This window comes from Microcoleus sp. CAWBG27 (assembly GCF_020883145.1).
Classification (GTDB): domain Bacteria; phylum Cyanobacteriota; class Cyanobacteriia; order Cyanobacteriales; family Microcoleaceae; genus Microcoleus.
This window is the reverse complement of record NZ_JAHREU010000100.1, coordinates 1-17,372: the sequence shown is the minus strand read 5'-3', so window position 1 is coordinate 17,372 and position 17,372 is coordinate 1. Positions and strand designations below refer to the sequence as shown.

Annotated in this window: 16 protein-coding genes and 2 pseudogenes; 12 read left to right on the top strand and 6 right to left on the bottom strand. The window is 47.1% G+C overall.

All coding sequences use genetic code 11. From position 1 onward, the window contains the following. Positions 1–84, bottom strand: a pseudogene (locus QZ938_RS30840) (IS1 family transposase); the annotation flags it as partial. A 42-nt stretch (positions 85–126) separates the two neighbouring features. Here QZ938_RS30840 and QZ938_RS30835 point away from each other — a divergent pair. The 5 genes from QZ938_RS30835 (at position 127) to QZ938_RS30815 (ending at position 2,646) form a co-directional block, all read left to right on the top strand. Then, positions 127–267, top strand: a complete 141-nt coding sequence (locus tag QZ938_RS30835; RefSeq protein ID WP_293355848.1) for an NfeD family protein — start codon at positions 127–129, stop codon at positions 265–267. 84 nt (positions 268–351) lie between these two features. Then, positions 352–534: an NfeD family protein gene (locus tag QZ938_RS30830; RefSeq protein WP_293355821.1), complete on the top strand. Its 183-nt coding sequence runs from the start codon at positions 352–354 to the stop codon at positions 532–534. A gap of 280 nt (positions 535–814) precedes the next feature. Continuing rightward, positions 815–1,210 (top strand): NfeD family protein, encoded by a 396-nt coding sequence (locus tag QZ938_RS30825; RefSeq protein ID WP_293144776.1) that lies wholly within the window; start codon positions 815–817, stop codon positions 1,208–1,210. Positions 1,211–1,310: 100 nt separating this feature from the next. After that, a complete protein-coding gene (locus QZ938_RS30820; protein WP_293355824.1) occupies positions 1,311–1,562 on the top strand; it encodes an NfeD family protein in 252 nt (83 codons plus the stop codon). Positions 1,563–1,872: 310 nt separating this feature from the next. Further along, the gene (locus QZ938_RS30815) at positions 1,873–2,646 is read left to right on the top strand and encodes a polysaccharide deacetylase family protein (RefSeq protein WP_293355827.1); all 774 of its coding nucleotides are present in this window, start codon (positions 1,873–1,875) and stop codon (positions 2,644–2,646) included. 175 nt (positions 2,647–2,821) lie between these two features. Here QZ938_RS30815 and QZ938_RS30810 read toward each other — a convergent pair whose 3' ends face one another. Continuing rightward, entirely contained in the window at positions 2,822–4,462 is a 1,641-nt protein-coding gene (locus QZ938_RS30810; protein WP_293144782.1) for a thioredoxin-like domain-containing protein, read from the bottom strand. A 66-nt stretch (positions 4,463–4,528) separates the two neighbouring features. Here QZ938_RS30810 and QZ938_RS30805 point away from each other — a divergent pair, with 66 nt between their 5' ends. Both QZ938_RS30805 and QZ938_RS30800 read left to right on the top strand, forming a co-directional pair. Continuing rightward, positions 4,529–4,927, top strand: a complete 399-nt coding sequence (locus QZ938_RS30805) for a helix-turn-helix domain-containing protein (protein WP_293144785.1) — start codon at positions 4,529–4,531, stop codon at positions 4,925–4,927. After that, positions 4,905–5,654, top strand: coding sequence for a hypothetical protein (locus QZ938_RS30800; RefSeq protein ID WP_293355830.1), 750 nt, complete (start codon positions 4,905–4,907; stop codon positions 5,652–5,654). The genes QZ938_RS30805 and QZ938_RS30800 overlap by 23 nt, the downstream gene beginning before the upstream one ends. On the opposite strand, the gene QZ938_RS30795 is transcribed toward QZ938_RS30800, so the two are convergent. The 4 genes from QZ938_RS30795 to QZ938_RS30780 all read right to left on the bottom strand — a co-directional run bounded on the left by QZ938_RS30795 (position 5,617) and on the right by QZ938_RS30780 (position 10,846). Beyond that, positions 5,617–6,774, bottom strand: coding sequence for a DNA cytosine methyltransferase (locus QZ938_RS30795; RefSeq protein WP_293355833.1), 1,158 nt, complete (start codon positions 6,772–6,774; stop codon positions 5,617–5,619). The genes QZ938_RS30800 and QZ938_RS30795 overlap by 38 nt on opposite strands. A gap of 290 nt (positions 6,775–7,064) precedes the next feature. Then, entirely contained in the window at positions 7,065–8,033 is a 969-nt protein-coding gene (arsM, locus tag QZ938_RS30790; RefSeq protein ID WP_293144794.1) for an arsenosugar biosynthesis arsenite methyltransferase ArsM, read from the bottom strand. Between the two features lie 101 nt (positions 8,034–8,134). Beyond that, the gene (locus QZ938_RS30785; RefSeq protein WP_293355836.1) at positions 8,135–9,865 is read right to left on the bottom strand and encodes a hypothetical protein; all 1,731 of its coding nucleotides are present in this window, start codon (positions 9,863–9,865) and stop codon (positions 8,135–8,137) included. Positions 9,866–10,663: 798 nt separating this feature from the next. Then, positions 10,664–10,846, bottom strand: coding sequence for a hypothetical protein (locus tag QZ938_RS30780; RefSeq protein ID WP_293144800.1), 183 nt, complete (start codon positions 10,844–10,846; stop codon positions 10,664–10,666). Between the two features lie 471 nt (positions 10,847–11,317). On the opposite strand from QZ938_RS30780, the gene psaA reads away from it, so the two are divergent. From psaA to QZ938_RS30755, 5 genes and pseudogenes are all read left to right on the top strand, one after another. After that, positions 11,318–13,612, top strand: a complete 2,295-nt coding sequence (gene psaA, locus QZ938_RS30775) for a photosystem I core protein PsaA (RefSeq protein WP_293144803.1) — start codon at positions 11,318–11,320, stop codon at positions 13,610–13,612. A gap of 108 nt (positions 13,613–13,720) precedes the next feature. Continuing rightward, positions 13,721–15,949 carry a photosystem I core protein PsaB gene (gene psaB, locus QZ938_RS30770; RefSeq protein WP_293355839.1) on the top strand — a complete coding sequence of 743 codons (2,229 nt, stop codon included), beginning with the start codon at positions 13,721–13,723 and terminating at the stop codon, positions 15,947–15,949. Between the two features lie 61 nt (positions 15,950–16,010). After that, a complete protein-coding gene (locus QZ938_RS30765; protein WP_293355842.1) occupies positions 16,011–16,670 on the top strand; it encodes a hypothetical protein in 660 nt (219 codons plus the stop codon). Between the two features lie 351 nt (positions 16,671–17,021). After that, the gene (locus QZ938_RS30760; protein WP_293355845.1) at positions 17,022–17,228 is read left to right on the top strand and encodes a hypothetical protein; all 207 of its coding nucleotides are present in this window, start codon (positions 17,022–17,024) and stop codon (positions 17,226–17,228) included. A 58-nt stretch (positions 17,229–17,286) separates the two neighbouring features. Further along, positions 17,287–17,372, top strand: a pseudogene (locus QZ938_RS30755) (IS1 family transposase); the annotation flags it as partial.

Here is a 17,372-nt window from a genome sequence, read left to right as displayed (position 1 = left end):
GCATTGGACACAAATGTGATTTTGTTTTCCTTTCTTCTTGCCGTTTTTACGGATATGGGTTGATTTACATTCAGGGCATTGCATAAATTATTCCTCCTATTCATACTCTAACTCAGCAACGCCGAAATCCGTCCGGGCGAATCCGGTCGAGTCCGATTCCAGAGCACCTGGTGGCCTGCCAAGTGCGATCTAGAAATAACTTTGAAACCCGGTGCAGTGGTTCGTGTCCTGGCACTTGAGAACATGACTCTGATAGTTGAAGCGTAGTTGGGAATTAAGGATTTACCGAGTCTGGTTATAAGTTTATCGCCTTTGAAGGTTACGAAGAATTTGAAATTGGGAGCCAAAAATATGACTGTCAGCGATTTGGAAAGAGCGATCGTAGAAGAAGAAATTCGACCCGACCAATGCGGTCGCGTGCGCTTCCAGAGCAGTTGGTGGCCGGCGAAGTGCGATCGACAAATAACTTTGAAACCCGGTGCTGTGGTTCGAGTCCTGAGACTTGACAACATTACTCTAGTAGTTGAAGCTTAGTTCGGAAAAACTCTGAGGTGGGGAGCAGTCAGTCGATTTTAGATTTTAGATTTTAGATTTTAGATTTACACTCTCATTAAATCTGAGAGCTTGAAAGTCAGTCTAAAATCAGGATCTGCCAGACTCAAGTTGAGGATTTGTATCGGTTTGTAGAAGGCAGAATTTAAGTTCCCGCTTGCAATTGTTGGGATAAGAAATCTGACCATTTAATCGAACTGAAAAAGCGCGAGCTTTTTGCATCCAAAAGTCAAACACAACCTATCTTCAGGAGCCATCCGCCATGTCTACTAACTATGTCGAAGAAGCAAGCTTTATTGAAGAAGAAGGAATCTTAGCCTTCGCTGATGAGGAAAAAGTGGACAGTGTTAATCAAGCAAAATCAGCCGTCTCCGGTGCGGAAAAGTCCAGCACCGATGTAGCAGAAGAGACGGCGGCCGGTGAGGAAAAACCCGCTGTCGGCGATGCAGAAACAGTCCATACTCATCTAGCGCCAAAAGATATCGCCCCAGACCAAAAAGCGATCGTCGAAGAAGAAATTCGTCCGGGAGAATCTGGTCGCGTGCGCTTTCAAAGCAGTTGGTGGCCTGCAACATCTGACCAAGAAATTACTTTTAAACCCGGAGAAGCGGTTCGAGTCATCGCCATTGACAATGTGACTCTGATTGTGGAAGGGTAATTGCAAAGCATCTGTCTGTGGGGAGTCATACCATTTTCGATTTTCGATTTGAGATTGGGAGATTTGCGGATTTGGGGATTGATGAATGCTTAATTAATTGGTGAACACCTCAGAAACTGTTCGCATTCAAAACAATTCCAACCCATTTTTAGGAGCAGCAATCATGTTTTTTGACTATTTTGAAGAAGCAATCGTTGCAGAAGAAATTCGACCGGGTGAATGTGGCCGCGTCCGCTTTCAATGTAGTTGGTGGCCCGCTAAGTGCGATAAAGGCATAACTTTTAAACCCGGGGAGCTGGTTTATGTGGTAGGAATTGACAAGATTACTTTATTGGTGGAGGGTATAGCTTGAAATGCGGGAATTTGCGATCGCGCTGCCGCCTAGGCGGATCTCTCTTCAAATCTCTTCAAAAGCGCGATCGTACTTTTGACCCGTATTCTCTTCCATCTTCTAGCGTTGAACCTCAACAACAGGTATATGTCGGCACTATTGCCGGCATTTTTTTGCAGAGTTGACAATGCCGATCTTATGCAGTCCAAGACGCAACTGTCACATTAAATAAAGGTACGTTGTTGCGCTTGGGCGCTCTTTGATATATAAAGATCGCCCAAGCGCAGCTACGTACTTATTTTTTGCAGAGTTGAGGAGGGCGATCGATCTTATGGCATCAGCCATAAATTGTGGTAATCTGACATCAATCCACTTTCATGCTCGATCGAGCTTTCATCCAGCTATGCGGATCGGTAAAAATTTACAAAAGTTTCTGCTGTTCACAATAGCATTGTTTTTTGCAGCATCGCTACTGATTAACGTTACTAAATTCCACAATTATTTTGGCATCAACCGCGCCGACACTCAAGAGAAAGTGGTGGCGCTTACCTACGACGACGGCCCCTATCCTCCCTATACAAATCAACTTTTAGATATCTTAGACCGCTATCGAGTTAAAGCAACTTTTTTTGAAATCGGCCGCAATATTGAGAAACATCCAGAAATTGTGAAAATGATTGTGGCGAGGGGCGATGAGTTGGCAAACCATTCCTACTCACACAAAGATATGATGTTTAAACCCCGGGAATATTTGCTGTCTGAGATCGAAAAAACGGACAAACTTTTACAGGAATTGGGCGTTAAGCAAGAGAGTATTACTTTTCGGCCACCTTGGGGGCGGAGATTTGTAGGTTTGTCTTATTTGGTTTCCCAAATGCACAAAAAATTGATTATGTGGGATGTGGATTCTCAAGATTATGAGAAAACACACACGGCTGAGGATATCGCAAATCAGGTGATTAACAATGTGCGATCGGGTTCGATTGTGGTGATGCACGATGGCGGGGGCGATCGCTCGAAAACCGTATTAGCAACTGAGATAATTGTCAAGTCTTTGCAGTCAAAAGGTTATCAATTTAAAACTGTTTCTGAGTTGTTGAAATAATTAGACCTCTTGCAAAATAATTTTATGCTACGAGCTAGGGTTTGGCTTAAGTGGAGCAGATTGCAGGTTAGATCGGCACTTGACAATTATGAGTTAGCTCTCAGGTCTAAAACTCAAAACCTTTAATTGTAACTCGTGATTTTTTTTGCAAGAGGTCTATTATCAACATTTCGGATCAATCAGGGAGACAAACATCCGGCGCACACAAACTCTGAAAATCCAAAGTTGTGACCTCCAAAGTATCCAACTCAATTCGCCGAATCACGTGATTGTTCGTATCAGCAACAAACAAATGAGACCCGATCGCGCTCAAGCCTGAAGGTTCAAAAAATCGAGCCTTGAGACCTTTAGCATCTACCAAACCCGCCGTACCATCTCCAATCATCGTCATGCAAGTACCGCCCCGGTGGTCGATTCGCTTAATTTTGTGATTGTAAGTATCAGCAACCCAGAGGTAATTTTGAGCGTATTCAACACCCAAACAGTGCTGCAACCTCACCTCCTCACCGCGACCATCTTTATCCCCAAAACCAAACAATTCACCGCTACCGCAGACAGTGCGTACCTTCGGGTCTTCATCGATACCGACGGCGCGGATCGAACTAATTTCGCTGTCAGCGACAAACAACTCCGATCGATCCGTAGACAGGCCGCTGGGCTGAGAAAAAGCAGATTCCGCCAGACTACCGTCAACACAGGATTCTCGACCAATACCCGCATAAGTGGCGATCGTACCAGTATCTAACTGCATCTCCCAAATTTGGTGCGAACCCGCCATGGCGATAAAAAGTCGATCGCCAACTCTTTCTAAATCCCAAGGCGAATTCAATGCCGTTTCTAAAGCCTTGCCGCTGCGAGGTGCAATTTCGTGACTTTGTTCGCCAGTACCAGCAACAGTTTCCACCCGTTGAGTCGTAAAGTCGATCGTTCTGATAGCGTGATTTTCCGTATCAGCAACATAGAGAATTTGAGTTTCTGCATCAAAAGCCATACCTTGAGGGGCAAAAAACTCAGCTTCTTCAAAGTTGCCATCAGTCAAACCCGGTTTCCCAGTACCAATGACGTGCAGCACCTCACCTTCAGTAGTGCTGACAACAATTCGATTGTGTCCCGAATCGGCAACAAACAAGCAAGAACCGACCAAGTTTTGTATAACTGAATTAGCAGGCCCCGGCAGTACAGTTTCATCTACAGATTCATTGTCCTCAGTCATTTCGCCCAACAGCGCCTCATGTTGGTGAAGCTGTTTTGCCTCCGTTGGCGCGATCGCAAATGCCAGCACTTTACCAGGAAAAGCCAGGGGAGTTGATACAGGTTTGCGCTGTTTTTCTAAACTGAAGCGAAGTTCCCTAAAGTCGATCGCATTTTTATCTTTGTATTCAGCAATTAACTTACCAACTAACTGGTCAAGTGCTTCTCTATTGCCTTCGCCAGAAACAAAGCCGACGACATAACTTTCTGGATCGATCACCATTAAAGTCGGCCAAGCGCGAACGGCGTAGCTTTGCCAAACTTTCATGCCGCTGTCTACGATTACGGGATGTTCGATATCGTAGCGGAGGATAGCTTGGCGGATATTTTCTACATCTTTTTCGTTTTCAAATTTAGCCGAGTGAACCCCGATGACAGTCAGGGAATCTTTATATTTTTGTTCCAGGTATTTTAAGTCTGGGAGGACGTGCAGACAGTTGATGCAGCAGTACGTCCAGAAGTCGAGAATGACGACGCGCCCTTTTAAGGATTCAATGGATAAAGGTTTTTCGGTGTTCAGCCAGGGGTACTTTACGGGGAATTCTGGTGCTCTGACGCGAGGCATGGATATCTCCTTGGTAGGGCCTGAGTAATTTTTACACTCCTTTAATTTAGCGGGAAGTTTCGCCAGATGGGGGAAAAGCTGGTTAAAGCTGGGTTTTTGGCCACAGGCAAGATGCCTGTGTCACAAGATGGGGGCGAGGGGGGCGATCGTCTTGTTAGTTTGAATACTTTAGTCTGTAGAACTTTGGTATTCAAAACCTTAATATCTCTATTTATGCAGCCTAGCAAACTCGACCAAATATTAGGATTAGAAATACAGCGTCGTCGAATAGAGAAACGTTGGTCACAAGAATATCTAGCAGAAGTCACAGGTCTGCACAGAACCTATATCAGCCAGCTTGAGCGAGGACTGAAAAGTCCATCTGTTAGAGTTCTGAGTCACATTACAAATGCTTTGGACATAACAATGGGTGAGTTTTTACGAGTTGTAGAGGAACTATTGAGTGCTGACGGAAAACGAGATTGAAAGATTGAGGGAAGCCATTATTGCTACCATTGCATCTCCAGTTATCGGATCGATAGAGGATTATACTTGGGAAGCAATTTTTCATTATGTCAAGGATATTCCTTTATCAGATCCAGCATTAGGACGTAGCAAACTCCTCTATGATGCTGTTGACACCACCACTGCAACTGGTTGGTCACTCAAATCTCTTCAACTGAATAGTCTTACGGTTGTCAATACATTTTGGTTTGTCATTCAGAGAGCAGATGTTATCAAAAAAGCCGCCCAACTTGGTTTTCCTGGTCTGACTGAAAAATCCTCACCTGCTGAACTAGGAGCGGCTATTGTTCAGCATTGGAACGAGAAAATTATATCAAGTCAGGCAGCACAGAACATTACGAATAGCTATGAAGCCATACTATTGAAAACCATTAGAGGGTATGAATATGTCTACTGTGAATTCTCTCTTAGTGTACTTGACCCAAATACTTTTTCTTGGGCTTGGACAGTTGATAGAAATACTGGAAAATCAGGAGCAGGACTACAAGGCAGTATTGCAGGTAAGCCAGAGTTAGTTTGGTACAAAAATCAAAAGCAACTTTTCAAAGCTAGAACCATTCCTCCAGAAGCCGTTCGCATCAAGGTTGAGCGAACTCGTCTTACACTTGATCGATATGTGCAGACGGTTCTCTCAGCTTTGCAAGATCAACTCAGTACACAGTCTTTTGACAGTGAACTTGGAGAATAGATGCAGCTATTGCTTTACCTAGAAGTGGGGGTACTGATTCTCCTATTTGAGAAGCCATATCAGTGTACGTTCCCAGAAAGTGAAAGTTATCTGGGTAAGAATGCAATCTTGCAGCTTCACGGATTGTAATTGTCCGATTTTGGGTTGGATGAAAAAACCTGCCCGATCCTGGATGGAAAACCCATCTTGTGATAGTTCTTGCTGGCTTATCCCAGTAAAGCCTTCCATAGGCACCGCTATAGTGCTTTTTAGGAGCTAATTCAGGTGGCAAATCTCTAGCATCTTGCCCTTCTCTAAGAAGACGCACTCTTGACATTTGAATGGGACTCAAAGCACGAGCAACGTGATTGAAAAGTTTCGTACTTCCATTACGTATCATTGCTTGGTACGCAGTTTGGGCTGGAAAAGGATAAACTTCAGCATTATATTCCTCTCCTGCGTTCAATGACGGCAAATCTCCAATCGCATCTCTAACTGTGACGACTGAAGAAATGTTTGATGTTAGGAGACTAAGTTGGTAGCAAGATTTCGCAGATCTATAATCACTTCTAATCTCACCAGCGTGTGTAGCTTCAGGGAATTGAAGCGGTTTATCTAAACTAGCCAGGAAAAAAGCTCTCGATCTCGTCTGCGGTACTCCATAATGCGCGGAGTTTAGCGATCCATAAGTGACTTTATAACCTTGCGACTCAAGTTGCTGTATAATTTCATTCTTAACTACACCACCATAAGCTTTCAAGATTTCAGGTACGTTCTCCATAACAACGTAAAGGGGTCTAAATTCCTGTACGAATTCTAAAAATGTCCGATATAACTGATTGCGAGAGTCGCTGAGGTAGCGATAGTCAGCAGGAATATTTCTTGAAAATCCTTGGCATGGGGGGCCGCCTATCAACGCTGTTAGTTCCTCCCTCTGCAAACCCAAACACAATCGCAAATCCAAAGGATTGAGCTCGCGTATATCCTGATGAACAATTTTGGTGTTTGGGTAATTGTGCTTATAGGTGGCTAGGGCTTTCGCATCCACCTCGATCGCACATAAAGATTCAAAACCAGCCAGATGAAATCCTGTAGTCAAGCCACCCGCACCAGAAAATAAGTCAATAGTCTTATATGTCATGCTCGAATACTATAGTATTAGGAATCGCTTGTCAACCAACTTCAGCAATTGGCGTCTCTTGCTTCTCCTAAATTTTATGCTTGCTTTTCCCTGCAATTATTTTCCCAAATAACCCATACACCATAAAGAGTTGAAAGAGGCAGCTATAGCCTTTCTCAAAAAGATGAGGTACTCATGGGGATAGGCCTCCGTGGGTTCCGCGGCCTCCGTGGCCTCCGTGGGCATACCTCACTTTTTTGAGAACCGCTATATCTCTGCGGTGAACGCTACCTCCCCATTCCGAAATAAATTTAACAGCAACCGCCGCCGTTATAGTGCCAAGTCGAATCAGTAATCAACACCTTATCCGGCATCAATCCGCCCAAATTCCCAGCAGTTTTATCGCACACCGCCGCCGGAACTCCCCGCTGCAAAACGTGACCAGCCCCGTCGTCAAATAGCTCCTCAGAGCCCGCATAAATCGCCGTCTTGCCAGTGAAAATGCAAGCGCCATCCGGGGGAATGTCCACTTTAAAGGAAACTGTATCCAGGCTTTCTAACAGCAGATCCGCATCCAATTTGTAATTGTGTTTGTCGAGCAATCTGTAAGGACGGCGCGCCCGCACTTCCACTTGCCCAAAGCCCACGTCTACAAGGTGTTGAACGTATTCTGCGTATGTCAGAGCACCGGACAAACACAAGGCGCGCAGGCGATCGTCCTCCTTCAAATGCTGGGGAATTGTGCGAGTTGCGATCGGATCGCTCATCAACAATCTGCCCCCTGGCTTCAAAACCCGATAAGTCTCTTTTAATGCCTTGGCTAAATCCGCAGGTTCAAAGATATTAAACAAGCAATTTTGTGCGACAACATCGACAGAAGCATCCGGCATCGGCAACGCAAAAGCATCGCCTTCACAAATTTCGACAAAACTAGCATCAAACCATTCATTTTCGTGGGCGGCAATTTGCAAGTTGCGTGCAGCCGCTTCTCGCATTGCTGCAACCGGATCGACGGCAATAACCGATCCATTGTGCCTAGAAAAATAAGCAAATTGCAGTGCTTCCAATCCGCCGCCGACGCCGACATAAAGCACGACTGGATTTCCGACAAGTTCGGCGGCGTGAACGGTTGTGCCGCAGCCGTAGTTCATTTCTTGCATTTGTTCGGGAATTTTTAATCCTGGCAGTTGCAAGGGACTGCTTTGGACGCAGCACAGCCCGATTTGGGGGGTTTCGGCAACGTCGCTATAAAATTTGGCTGCTGTTTCGAGATAGGTCATTTTCAATTTTCCTGTGTTTTTTGACCGCAGATGTAGGCGAATTTAGGCTGATGTAGGCGAAGCCTTCCCGAAGGGTACGCAGATGAATTCAGAAATATCTTTTAGGTTTCAAATTCGACTTTTTGTTCTGATTTTGGTGTGTTTTCTGGTTCTGAAACTGTTGTTTCGGGAACTGGTTCTTGTTCTGATTTTGGTGTGTTTTCTGGTTCTGAAACTGTTGTTTCGGGAACTGGTTCTTGTTCTGATTTTGGTGTGTTTTCTGGTTCTGAAACTGTTGTTTCGGGAACTGTTAATTCTGCGCTTTGGGGAAGGCCAACCGAGGGCGCTGGTGCTACCAAATTGGGAGATGCCTCTGGTATCGCAGGAGTGACTGCTTTAGGTACAGGAGCTTTGTCTGTTATTTCTGGCAGGGTTGGGGGTACTGAAGGATTGGCAGGTTCGGTAACTTGATTCAAAAAGTTGCGAAACCGATTGTAGTATCCTTTGTATTCCTGTTTCTGTGTTTGGGGAGATGGTGTTGGTTTCGGCTCTATTATTTTAACGGGTACAACAACTTTGGGGGTTTCTAACTGTGGAGTTGCTATGGGTTTGGGTTCTATGACTTGAACTGGTTCCACAACTTTGGGGGTTTCTAGCTGTGGGGTTGCTGTTGGTGTCGGTGTCGGTTCTATGACTTGAAGTGGTTCTACAAGTTTTGGTGCTTCGAGTTGGGGGGTTGCTGTCGGTGTCGGTTCTATTTGTTGAACGGGAGCAACTTTTGGCTCTAAGCTCGGCTCGGTAGCTGGGGTTTCTGGAACCGCTGGTGAGGGTTCGGCTACTGGTGTTTTTTCTAATGCAGGTGTCGGTGTGGGTTCGGGTGTTGGGGTTGGGGTTGGTGTGGGCTTGGGTACTTGGTAGGTGCGATCGACTATACCGCGAGTATCTGCTACTGTTAGTTCCCCGCGCACTAATTTAGAAAGAGTATCTTGCCCCTGGGGTTGGTAATCTATCAGTCTGACTGTATTATTAAAGGCGTTTTTGACGCTATTTCCCCGTTCGTCGATTAACTCTAGCTGTACCCAGTTTTTCCCGGGTTTGAATCCTTTAAGATATATAGGTTGCAATTGGTCGATCGCGAAACTTTCCCCGTTCACTGTGGCTCGAATTTTCCAATCGAGTATGTCATCTTGGGAATTTGCTTGAGCCACTTGGTGCAAAGGCGCATTTGTCAAGTAAAAATCGAGCAGGATGGGTTCTACCCCGTAACTGCCTTGCGGGCTGTTGTACGTTAATAGGGGCAATGTGCGATCGGGATTGTTGTCCTGTGTTTTGGTAAAAATGTGAAAGGTGGTTTGGGCCAAAGCACCTTCGTTTTTAAAGCTTTCTTCCCAAGGTCGAGCTGCGAACACCCGCAGGGTATGGGTTCCGGGTTCTAAGTTGGAGAGCGTTAAAGTTTGGTTGATGTCGTAAACTGCTGCATAAGGTTGGTTGTCTAATAAAACTTGCAGGTGGGGCCCCAAACCCAAGTTTGCTTCTTTGAAAATGGGGAAGTCCTGGACTTGGAACTTAACAGACACATTTATATCCTGAAGCACTTCGTCAGGTTTTGGATTCAAAATACTTATTTGAGGCTGGTAAATTTCTAGAGCCTGACGCAGTTGTTGAATGGCTTCTGGGGGAGAAGCCTCTGAGATTCTGTTTACCTCGGCGGTAGCTGAGCCGCTCTTGTTTCCTGATTTGGGCGTGGAGGGATCGCCCGCACCACAACTTGCTACACCCAAAATCAATACTGCTGCTGCAAACAAGGCCAGCAACCTGCCTGCAACCGTTCTCTGCCAATTGATGCCAATCACGCAACTATACTCCTAGAAGCCTTCTCATAGGGAACTATAGCCCAAAACTGAATTTAGTATTGCCGAATTGCCGATCGGCAATTCAGGGCCCCCTGTGCCCCGGATTCAGGCTGTGCACGCAACCAATCCGATCCCACTAATAACTGCCCCAGCCGTTTTCGTGAAGTACCCCAACTTGCTTCGCTGAAGTTGGGGCTTCCAACCGGAGCTAACAAGGACGGTCTTATTCGTCTTCGGAGTTTCCCGTCTCAACAGCCGTTGCCTCTACTATGCCGTCATAGCGTTGGTCTTACACAGCCTCCACAGGCAGCAATCCCACTTCCTGAGATTGTTTGATTTCTATTCGTACAACGCATCAAGGACTTACGACAGTGGTCAGCCAGCGGATTTGTTCTTTCCCCGTTTCTCATGCTAGTTCCCAGGCTAAAAGCCTTTTGTGGTCAGCCATGCGGGTGGGTCAACGACCAACTCAATTATACTCTCAATTGGCTGTTGCAGCTATCGCTGCAACAGTCGCGTCTTTCATCCCCCACATGAGCCATTCCGCAATTTGCTTCGCTCTTGCTTCATTACCAGAGGTGGGGGAGTTCCCGACTATTTGTCAAACATCTCTCTTTGACATCCTCACCGGGGTAAACCCACGGTGATTCCCAAACATCACTATTTGGGTTTCTGCTTCATAGCACCAGCCTTGCGAGATTTGCTCTCATGGGGTCTTACGGTCGCTCCACAGACTATTCCCGCTAGTCCAGCGCGGTTCTGATGTGTCGAAATCTCAAGATTTCTGTTTTGTTTGTGTCACGAGCGGGATGTTTTACCATTGCCCCAGAGTGCTTTTCCCGGTCTACCGATTTTGCTGCGCCGCCAGTACGCTTGCTGGACTTCGCCCGCCCGAGCTATCTGATCCATCGTCACGGGTGGGTCATCGACCAATTTAATTGTACCAAAAGCCGTCCTCGAAGGACGGGGTTTTAGACCCATTTTTCTGATAAATGAGTATTCCTCAATTGCCTTATCTTTGAGTTTTGTAAACTTAATGGCAATACCCCTTGACTTTTTTGAGGGGCTGTGGAAATTAAAGGGGGTGATTGCATCAAGAATTGAGGCTTTTTTAAGTATTGTTAACAAGCGATTAATACTTCTCTAGCAGGCTTATAATTCATAAAACTCCCTCAAAAGGAGCAGCCGTATCAAACCTGAATCCAGGAGGCGATCGGCAGCTCTGGCGAGAAGAGTTGGCAGTACCCAGGGACATTGTTAGCGACACTGGGGAACTGGCTTCTTTACAAAGAAGCAAAATGCTTGGGGAGACGATCCACCTGCGTGTAACTCTGCAAAGAGCGAAGTGCAAGCTGTTTCGGGGAACCGAGAATCCCCCGCCTAATTAAGCGTGGGGAGTGTCAGATACAGTATTCAGTTCTCGTTCCTTGTCTTATCGAGAGGAGAGTCTTCATGACCATTAGTCCTCCAGAGCGAGAGGTAAAAGTTAGAGTAGTAGTCGATAAAGATCCGGTTCCAACTTCCTTCGAGAAGTGGTCAAAACCAGGTCATTTCGATCGCACTCTAGCTAAGGGGCCAAAAACCACCACTTGGATTTGGAACCTCCACGCTAACGCTCACGACTTCGACAGTCATACAAGTGATTTAGAAGACGTTTCGCGCAAAATCTTTAGCGCTCACTTCGGCCACTTGGCAGTAATTTTCGTATGGTTGAGCGGCGCATATTTCCACGGCGCTAAATTCTCCAACTACGAAGCTTGGCTGACAAATCCTACAGCCATCAAGCCCAGCGCTCAAGTGGTTTGGCCGATTTTTGGTCAAGAAATTTTAAATGCAGATGTAGGCGGCGGCTTTCACGGGATTCAGATCACCTCTGGTTTGTTCCAACTGTGGCGCGCCAACGGCATCACTAACTCATACCAGCTATATTGCACTGCGATCGGCGCATTGGTAATGGCAGCTCTGATGCTGTTTGCCGGTTGGTTCCACTATCACGTCCGCGCTCCGAAACTGGAATGGTTCCAGAACGTGGAATCGATGATGAACCACCACTTGGCAGGTTTGCTAGGCTGCGGTTGCTTGGGCTTCGCAGGTCAGCAAATTCACGTAGCTCTGCCGATTAACGCTTGCATGGACGCGATTGATGCAGGCGCACCGTTGACAGTCGGCGGCAAACTGATCAAAACAGTTGCCGATATCCCGCTGCCACACGAGTGGCTTTTCTCACCGAGCTTGATGGCAGACATCTACCCAAGCTTCGCTAAAGGTCTAACGCCCTTCTTCACCCTCAACTGGGGCGCATACACAGACTTCCTGACCTTCAAAGGCGGTCTGAACCCCACCACGGGCGGTCTGTGGCTGACCGATACAGCGCACCACCACTTAGCTTTGGCAGTGCTGTTCATCGTCGCCGGACACTTCTATCGCACGAACTGGGGCATTGGCCACAGCTTCAAAGAAGTTCTGGAAGCTCACAAAGGCCCCTTCACTGGCGAAGGCCACAAGGGGATGTACGAAATCTTCACGCAGTCTTGGCACGCTCAACTGTCGTGGAACTTGGCCTGGATGGGCTCTATCAGCATCATCGTGGCTCACCACATGTACGCGATGCCTCCGTATCCGTACATCGCGACTGACTACCCGACTCAGCTATCCCTGTTCACCCACCACATGTGGATCGGCGGATTCCTGATTGTTGGAGCAGCAGCTCACGCAGCAATTTTCATGGTGCGGGATTACAATCCGGCTCAGCACGTTAATAACTTGCTCGACCGCGTACTCCGCCATAGAGATGCAATCATCTCTCACCTTAACTGGGTTTGCATATTCTTGGGCTTCCACAGCTTCGGTTTGTACGTTCACAACGATACAATGCGGGCTTTCGGCCGTCCTCAAGATTTGTTCTCAGATACGGGCATCCAATTGCGTCCGATATTTGCCCAATGGGTACAAAATATCCACGCTTTGGCACCAGGTAACACAGCGCCTAATGCTATGGAAATCGTCAGCCATGCTTTTGGTGGCGGTGCAGTAGCAGTCGGTGGCAAAATAGCGATGATGCCGATCGAGTTGGGTACGGCGGATTTCATGATCCACCACATCCACGCTTTCACCATTCACGTTACAGTTCTGATTCTTTTGAAAGGCGTGTTGTTCGCACGCAGTTCTCGCTTGGTTCCTGACAAAGGCAGCTTAGGCTTCCGGTTCCCTTGCGACGGCCCAGGCCGTGGCGGTACCTGCCAAGTTTCTGGTTGGGATCACGTGTTCCTCGGCTTGTTCTGGATGTACAACTGCATCTCGATCGTGATTTTCCACTTTAGCTGGAAAATGCAGTCGGACGTGTGGGGAACAGTATCGCCAGACGGCACAATTTCTCACATCACCGGCGGCAACTTCGCACAAAGTGCGATCACGATTAACGGCTGGCTGCGGGACTTCTTGTGGGCGCAAGCTTCTCAGGTAATTCAGTCCTACGGTTCGGCACTGTCGGCCTACGGTCTGATGTTCCTAGCTGGACACTTCGTGTTCGCCTTCAGCTTGATGTTCCTGTTCAGCGGCCGCGGCTACTGGCAAGAACTGATTGAGTCCATTGTTTGGGCTCACAACAAGCTCAAGGTAGCTCCTTCGATTCAGCCTCGCGCTCTGAGCATTACTCAAGGTCGGGCAGTGGGTGTAGCTCACTACCTCCTGGGAGGAATTGTCACTACGTGGGCATTTTTCCTAGCGCGAATCATCTCGGTAGGGTAAACTACCTTTAGGTTTTGGATTCAGGATTTGGGAGCAATCTCAAACCCAGAATCCAAACCTCGGAACCGAACCTCTTCAACGTTCAGGATTCAGGATTAATCAAGGCTTATGGCAACGAAATTTCCAAAATTTAGCCAAGACCTTGCCCAAGACCCGACCACACGGCGGATCTGGTACGGGATTGCCACAGCGCACGACTTTGAAAGCCACGATGGCATGACCGAAGAAAATCTTTACCAAAAGATTTTTGCTTCTCACTTCGGCCACCTAGCAATCATTTTCTTGTGGACTTCGGGCAGCCTGTTCCACGTAGCATGGCAAGGTAACTTTGAACAGTGGATTAAAGACCCTCTAAACGTCCGCCCGATCGCTCACGCGATTTGGGACCCTCAATTCGGTGCTCCAGCAGTAGAAGCTTTCACTCAAGCGGGCGCTTCTAACCCAGTGGACATTTCCTACTCTGGTGTTTACCACTGGTGGTATACCCAAGGGGTTCGGACAAATGGCGACTTGTATCAAGGAGCTATCTTCTTGCTACTGTTGGCTTCTGTCATGCTGTTCGCAGGTTGGTTGCACCTCCAGCCGAAGTACCGCCCGAGCTTGTCTTGGTTCAAAAATGCTGAATCTCGCCTCAACCACCACTTGGCTGGTTTGTTCGGTGTCAGCTCTTTGGCTTGGACTGGTCACATGGTTCACGTTGCTATCCCCGAATCTCGCGGACAGCACGTAGGTTGGGACAACTTCCTGTCTACCCCGCCTCACCCGGCTGGTTTGGCTCCGTTCTTCACTGGTAACTGGGGCGTTTACGCCGAGAACCCAGATGCAGCGAGCCATGTCTTCGGTACTTCCCAAGGCGCGGGAACTGCAATTCTGACTTTCTTGGGTGGCTTCCACCCTCAAACAGAATCCCTGTGGCTCACAGACATTGCTCACCACCACTTGGCGATCGCAGTTCTGTTTATCGTTGCCGGTCATATGTACCGGACTAACTTCGGTATCGGCCACAGCATCAAAGAGATGATGGATTCTAAGGCTGGTTTGGTCGGTGGCAAAAGTGAAGGCCCCTTTAACTTGCCTCACCAAGGGTTGTACGAAACCTATAACAACTCGTTGCACTTCCAACTCGGATTTCACCTAGCTGCTTTGGGTGTCATTACATCCTTGGTGGCACAGCATATGTACGCAATGCCTCCTTACGCTTTCATAGCGCAGGATCATACGACAATGGCTGCGTTGTACACGCACCACCAATACATTGCTGGTTTCATCATGGTCGGCGCTTTCGCCCACGGAGCTATCTTCTTGGTGCGGGACTACGATCCTGAAGCTAACAAAGGCAACGTGCTCGATCGCGTGTTGCAGCACAAAGAAGCGATTATCTCTCACTTGAGCTGGGTGTCGCTGTTCTTGGGCTTCCACACTCTCGGCTTGTACGTTCACAACGACGTTGTAGTCGCTTTCGGAACTCCTGAAAAGCAAATCTTGATTGAACCAGTGTTCGCACAGTTCATCCAAGCTGCTCACGGGAAGGCTCTGTACGGCATGGACGTGTTTCTTTCCAATCCTGACAGCATTGCGGCGACTGCTTGGCCAAACTACGGCAACGCATGGCTCCCAGGCTGGTTGGAAGGAATCAACAGCAGCACCAATTCTCTGTTCTTGGCGATCGGACCTGGCGATTTCTTGGTTCACCACGCGATCGCACTCGGCTTGCACACCACCACCTTGATCTTGGTCAAGGGCGCTCTGGATGCACGCGGTTCTAAGCTGATGCCGGACAAAAAAGACTTCGGTTATGCTTTCCCTTGCGACGGCCCCGGCCGTGGCGGTACCTGCGATGTCTCTGCTTGGGATGCCATGTACCTGTCTGTCTTCTGGATGTTGAACACCCTAGCTTGGGTAACGTTCTACTGGCACTGGAAGCACCTGGGCATCTGGCAAGGTAACGTGGCTCAGTTCAATGAGTCTTCTACCTACCTGATGGGCTGGTTCCGCGATTACCTCTGGCTGTATTCTTCTCAGTTGATCAACGGTTACAACCCGTATGGTACTAACAACCTGTCTGTCTGGGCCTGGATATTCTTATTCGGACACCTCGTTTGGGCAACTGGTTTCATGTTCCTGATCTCTTGGAGAGGTTACTGGCAAGAGTTGATCGAAACCTTGGTTTGGGCTCACGAGCGCACTCCTTTGGCCAACTTGGTTCGCTGGAAAGACAAGCCTGTTGCTTTGTCCATTGTACAAGGTCGTTTGGTTGGCTTAGTTCACTTTACGGTGGGCAACGTCTTCACTTACGCAGCCTTTGTAATTGCCTCGACGGCCGGGAAATTCGGGTAATTCCGAACTCTGGTTTTGTAGGTAATTAAATCAAATCCCCTGCCTTCGGGCGGGGGATTTTTTGAATTTTATTGTGGAATTTTGTACAATAGAAGTAGACAAAATTGTGTTAAAAGTTATAAATTTTATGGAATCATTGAATTTAATCGCCATTAACCTCGTCTTATGGGGTTTCCCCTCTGATCCTAAAGTTGCTGTGGGTGAACTCACCGAAAGCCAAAACCTTACGATAAGTCGGTTGCGTCAAAGGATTACCGATAAGTTAAAAGAAAACCCAAAAGCAGGAAGTGCTATATTTGCTGCTGAACATGGTTCAAAGTCTGACTTGCAGCAAGTTGCTGTATATTTACAAGTGGCAATGTATGAAGATGCAGAATTTGCAGCCGAAATGAAAGCGATTTGTCAAGAATTAGGGACTATTTCAGAGCATGAAGATGCAGATTCAGAGTATGAAGATGCAGAAGTTGAAGCAGCAATGAAAGCGATTTGTCAAGAATTAGGGACTATTTCAGATGATAAAACGGAGAACAGACAAAAACTTATTCAGACCATTGGAAATCAGATGATTGTTGGGGCATCAGGCGGTGCTTTAATCGGAAATATGGTGGTTGGAATACCTGGTGCTGTACCCGGTGCTTTAGCTGGTGCTGCCCTTGGATTGTGGTACGGGAGAAATTCTCGATCGTCCGATCGGACAGAAGATAGTAGGGATGTTAAATGAGTCAGAACCAAATTTTAGTCTCTAGCTGGGCTTGTTTAACATTTGTGACCATAGTTTTAGGTATCAGTTCGTTATATGTTCGCCGTAGACCTATTGTTTTCAAGTTGGCAGACTTTATGAATTTAGCTTTGGCTACAACAGCGATTATATCAAGTTGTAGCTTGATATACCGAGCCATTACTGTGAAAGAATTGGAAACCCTTTTAGGTTTTGATATTGTGACATTATACTTGGGAGCGATCGCTGTAATTTGGTTGTCAACACAGCAGATATGGCAAATTTTTAGATAGTTTTCTTCTGCTATGCCGTCGAGGCCACTATCCGGGAAGCGAAAAGAGATTTTAACCTGCCATGAGTGAAAAACCGAAACTCCCCGATCCGGAAATAATTGAAAAGACTGTGAGAAATCTGCGAGGTGTCTGTCTGCGGCTAGACGCTCTGACTCTCAGTTTAGATGAACTAATTGCGATCGTAGAAGCTGATATTCGCAACAGTCCGATTAATGTTTATCGGCGGGAGAATGCGAAGCGGTTGGCGGAGTCTGTCAAGCAGGAATAAAAGTGCGATAATCATAAAAGGCGTTGCTGAGTTAGAGTATGAATAGGAGGAATAATTTATGCAATGCCCTGAATGTAAATCAACCCATATCCGTAAAAACGGCAAGAAGAAAGGAAAACAAAATCACATTTGTGTCCAATGCAG

Coding starts and splice junctions, on each gene's coding strand:
- QZ938_RS30830 (WP_293355821.1), top strand. CDS start 352: ATGACTGTCAGCGATTTGGAAAGAGCGATCGTAGAAGAAGAAATTCGA.
- QZ938_RS30825 (WP_293144776.1), top strand. CDS start 815: ATGTCTACTAACTATGTCGAAGAAGCAAGCTTTATTGAAGAAGAAGGA.
- QZ938_RS30815 (WP_293355827.1), top strand. CDS start 1,873: ATGGCATCAGCCATAAATTGTGGTAATCTGACATCAATCCACTTTCAT.
- QZ938_RS30810 (WP_293144782.1), bottom strand. CDS start 4,462: ATGCCTCGCGTCAGAGCACCAGAATTCCCCGTAAAGTACCCCTGGCTG.
- QZ938_RS30805 (WP_293144785.1), top strand. CDS start 4,529: ATGGGGGAAAAGCTGGTTAAAGCTGGGTTTTTGGCCACAGGCAAGATG.
- QZ938_RS30795 (WP_293355833.1), bottom strand. CDS start 6,774: ATGACATATAAGACTATTGACTTATTTTCTGGTGCGGGTGGCTTGACT.
- arsM (WP_293144794.1), bottom strand. CDS start 8,033: ATGACCTATCTCGAAACAGCAGCCAAATTTTATAGCGACGTTGCCGAA.
- QZ938_RS30780 (WP_293144800.1), bottom strand. CDS start 10,846: ATGGGTCTAAAACCCCGTCCTTCGAGGACGGCTTTTGGTACAATTAAA.
- psaA (WP_293144803.1), top strand. CDS start 11,318: ATGACCATTAGTCCTCCAGAGCGAGAGGTAAAAGTTAGAGTAGTAGTC.
- psaB (WP_293355839.1), top strand. CDS start 13,721: ATGGCAACGAAATTTCCAAAATTTAGCCAAGACCTTGCCCAAGACCCG.
- QZ938_RS30760 (WP_293355845.1), top strand. CDS start 17,022: ATGAGTGAAAAACCGAAACTCCCCGATCCGGAAATAATTGAAAAGACT.